The sequence below is a fragment of the Cellulomonas sp. A375-1 genome (assembly GCF_001040865.1).
GTDB classification, from domain to species: Bacteria; Actinomycetota; Actinomycetes; order Actinomycetales; family Cellulomonadaceae; genus Cellulomonas; species Cellulomonas gelida.
The window spans coordinates 57,818-61,812 of record NZ_LFKW01000134.1 but is presented as its reverse complement, the minus strand read 5'-3'; the positions used below and the strand labels follow the sequence as shown (position 1 = coordinate 61,812).

The window sequence follows — 3,995 nt, the reverse complement described above, 5'->3', positions numbered from 1 at the left end:
GAGGAGCCGGTCGAGGAACGCCTCCTGCGCCGCCACGACCAGCCGGCGCGCGTCGTCGAGACCGACCCATGCGACGCGGTCGACCTCGGGCACCACCAGCGTGCGGCCCGAGCGCGGCGGCCACGGGATCGTCGCCGTCGCCCCGGTCACCGTGGTCCCGCCGGCCTCGTCGGACCCGAGGAGCGCGTCCACCTGGACCACGCCCTCGCGGGCCCAGGCCTCGACGATCTTGCCGCCCGACTGCCGCACCTCGCCCAGCGGCTCGTCGGCGCGCAGCGGCTCGGGCGGTGCGAACCCGAGCTCCTCGGCGTACTCGCGCAGCGCCGCGTCGTGCGGCTCCTCGCCGGACTCGATCACGCCCTTCGGGATCGACCACGCCCGCTCGCGACGAGCCCAGAACGGGCCGCCCATGTGCGCCAGGAGCACGCGGACGCCGTCGTCGTCCCGCCGGTAGACCACCAGCCCCGCGCTGCGCGCTCCCATGCCGCCTCCCACGCGCCAGCATGCCGCTGCGGGTGCGGCACCGCGACGCGTGATCGCGACGCCGCACCCGCAGGCACCGAGCGGGTCAGGGCCGAGCCGTCAGCACAGCGACGAGCGGTTCGCGTACGAGGCGTAGAGCCACGCACCCTTGGTCGCCTGGTACTGGAACGCGTAGATGTTGTTGGTCACCCGCAGGTAGGAGACCGTGCGGCTGCCCGTGCCGGCCAGCACCTGGTCGTAGGCGCCGTCGGGTGCCAGGCGCAGGGCGTTGTCGGCCGCACCGAAGCTCTGCGGGCCGGCCGAGCCGTCGACCGTGAGGCCGCGGTCCGCCTGGAACCTGCGGGTCGCGCTCGCGGTGTTCGGGCCGAACGAGCAGTCGACGTCGTCCCACGAGCCGAGGTAGCCCTGCGAGAACAGGAACGCCTGCCACAGGCCGGCTGCCGCGCTGCGGGCGCTCGTGGACTGGTTGACGACGCCCTCGCCGGCCCAGTCGTTCGTCGCGGCGCCGCCGTCCCCGTCCACGTAGCCGCTGCCTCCGGGCGTCGCCGTCGCCGGGACACCCCCGAGGCCCACGGTCAGTGCCGCGACGGCGACGGTCAGTGCGAGTCGTCCAGCGAGCTTCATGTACGTCCTCCAGGGTCTCGTCCGACGGCACGTATCGGTGCCTCGGACAACCTGGCACAGGGGTACGCGTGGCACGGGTCAGACCGGTGGTCGCGCTCCCACGTTAATCGATTCGAGTGCTTTACGGCTCTTCCGCCGCTCGCGATGGTGAACGCGTCCCGACCGTCGTCCACGGCCGCTCGGCATCGACGCCCCGCGCCCGTCCGCCGCACCCGGGATCAGTGCACCTCCACCACCGCCCCGCGTCAGCCCGCGGGTGCGGCGGGCGTCCTGCGTCGCAGCGCCGGGCTCGCCCACCAGCCAGAAAGGTACGGACGATGTCCCATTCGACCCGACGGCGACACGCCTGGGTGGCCCTGGCCGCCCTCAGCGTGTCGTCTCTCCTGGCGGCCGGGATCACCCCAGCCTCCGCCGCGACCGGTGGAGGCTCCCTGCCGTCCACGTTGTCCGTCCCGGCCGCGTCGCCCGTGCGCGCCGCCGTGGACGGTGACTACGCGCAGCGCTTCCTCGCGCAGTACGACAAGATCAAGGACCCCGCGAACGGCTACTTCTCCGCTCAGGGCATCCCGTACCACTCCGTCGAGACCCTCATCGTCGAGGCACCCGACTACGGCCACGAGACGACGTCCGAGGCGTACTCCTACTGGATCTGGCTCGAGGCCCTGTACGGACAGGTCACCGAGGACTGGGCGCCGCTGAACCATGCCTGGGAGACCATGGAGAAGTACATGATCCCCCAGTCGGTGGACCAGCCGACGAACTCCTTCTACAACCCCAACTCGCCGGCGACGTACGCCTCCGAGTACGCCCACCCGAGCGGCTACCCGGCGCAGCTGTCGAGCGGCGTGAGCGTGGGCAAGGACCCGCTCGCCAACGAGCTGAAGTCCACCTACGGCACCTCCGACATCTACCAGATGCACTGGCTCGCGGACGTCGACAACGTCTACGGCTTCGGCGTGACGCCGGGTGCGGGCTGTGAGCTGGGCCCGACCGCGACCGGCACGTCCTTCATCAACACCTTCCAGCGCGGCCAGCAGGAGTCCGTCTGGGAGACCGTCCCGCAGCCGAGCTGCGAGGAGTTCAAGTACGGCGGCAAGAACGGGTACCTCGACCTGTTCACGGGTGACTCGGCGTACGCCAAGCAGTGGAAGTACACGTCGGCCTCCGACGCCGACGCGCGTGCCATCGAGGCCGTCTACTGGGCCAACCAGTGGGCGACCGCGCAGGGCAAGCAGTCCGCCGTCGCGGCGACGGTGGCCAAGGCCGCCAAGCTCGGCGACTACCTGCGCTACACGCTGTTCGACAAGTACTTCAAGACCATCGGCTGCACCTCGCCCAGCTGCGCGGCCGGCTCCAACCGGGAGAGCGCGCACTACCTGCTGTCCTGGTACATGGCGTGGGGCGGCGCGACCGACACGAGCTCCGGCTGGGCCTGGCGCATCGGTTCGTCGCACGCGCACTTCGGCTACCAGAACCCGCTCGCGGCCTGGGCCCTGTCGACCGACGCGGCGCTCACGCCGAAGTCGGCGACCGCCAAGGACGACTGGAGCAAGTCGCTCACGCGTCAGCTCGAGTTCTACACCTGGCTGCAGGCGTCGAACGGCGGCATCGCCGGTGGCGCGACCAACTCGTGGAACGGTGCGTACGCGACGCCGCCGGCGGGCACGCCCACGTTCTACGGCATGGGCTACACCGAGGCGCCCGTCTACAACGACCCGCCGTCGAACCAGTGGTTCGGCATGCAGGCGTGGGGCGTGCAGCGCGTCGCCGAGCTCTACTACGCGTCGGGCAACCCGCAGGCCAAGGCGATCCTCGACAAGTGGGTCCCCTGGGTCGTCGCGAACATCTCGACGGACGGCGCGAACTGGAAGGTCCCGAGCACGCTCGTCTGGACCGGCAAGCCCGACACGTGGAACGCCTCGGCGCCCACCGGCAACCCCGGCCTGACGGTCACGGTCAAGGACTACGGCCAGGACGTCGGCGTCGCCGGCGACACCGCCCGTGCCCTGCTGTTCTACGCCGCCAAGTCCGGCAACACCGCGGCGCGTGACAAGGCCAAGGCGCTGCTCGACGCGATCTGGGCCAACAACCAGGACCCGCTGGGCGTGTCCGCACCGGAGACCCGTGAGGACTACAAGCGGTTCGACGACGCGTACGTGGCCGGCGGCGACGGCATCTACATCCCGTCGGGCTGGACCGGCACGATGCCCAACGGCGACGTGATCAAGCCGGGCGTCTCGTTCCTGGACATCCGGTCCTTCTACAAGAAGGACCCGGCCTGGTCGAAGGTCCAGACCGCGCTCAGCACGGGCGTCGCCCCGACGTTCACCTACCACCGCTTCTGGTCGCAGACGGCCATCGCGGCGGCGCTCGCGGACTACTCGCGCCTGTTCGACGAGGGCACCACGCCCGGCGACACGCAGGCCCCGACGGCCCCCACCGGCCTGACGGCGAGCGGTGTCACCAGCACGTCGGCGACGATCTCGTGGACCGCCTCGACCGACAACGTCGGCGTGACGGGCTACGACATCTACCGCGGCACGACGAAGGTCGGCTCCTCGACCACGACGTCGTACGCCGACACCGGCCTGGCCGCCGGCACCACGTACTCGTACACGGTGCGGGCCAAGGACGCGGCGGGGAACATCTCGTCGGCCTCCTCGGCCCTGGCGGTCACCACGGAGACGGGCACGGTCGTCGACACGCAGGCACCCAGCGTGCCCACGGGCCTGACGGCGGGCACGGTCACGGAGACCTCCGTGGCGCTGTCCTGGACGGCGTCGACCGACAACGTCGCCGTGACGGGCTACGACGTCTACCGCGGCACGACGCTCGTCGGCTCCTCGACCGGCACGACGTACTCCGACACCGGCCTGACCGCCGGCACG

The 3,995-nt window shown here is 71.2% G+C and carries 3 protein-coding genes; 1 reads left to right on the top strand and 2 read right to left on the bottom strand.

Translation table 11 applies throughout. The features are described 5' to 3' along the window. Together CWIS_RS14680 and CWIS_RS17805 are read right to left on the bottom strand one after the other, a co-directional pair. The coding region (locus CWIS_RS14680; RefSeq protein WP_048344090.1) for an NUDIX domain-containing protein at nt 1-483 on the bottom strand (483 nt) is incomplete at its 3' end. A gap of 99 nt (nt 484-582) precedes the next feature. Then, nucleotides 583-1,107 carry a peptidoglycan-binding protein gene (locus CWIS_RS17805; protein ID WP_053071769.1) on the bottom strand — a complete coding sequence of 175 codons (525 nt, stop codon included), beginning with the start codon at nt 1,105-1,107 and terminating at the stop codon, nt 583-585. Between the two features lie 317 nt (nt 1,108-1,424). Between CWIS_RS17805 and CWIS_RS14670 the strand changes: the two genes are divergently transcribed. After that, nucleotides 1,425-3,995, top strand: a 2,571-nt coding sequence (locus tag CWIS_RS14670) for a glycoside hydrolase family 48 protein (protein ID WP_197080862.1), incomplete at its 3' end; no start/stop codon positions are given.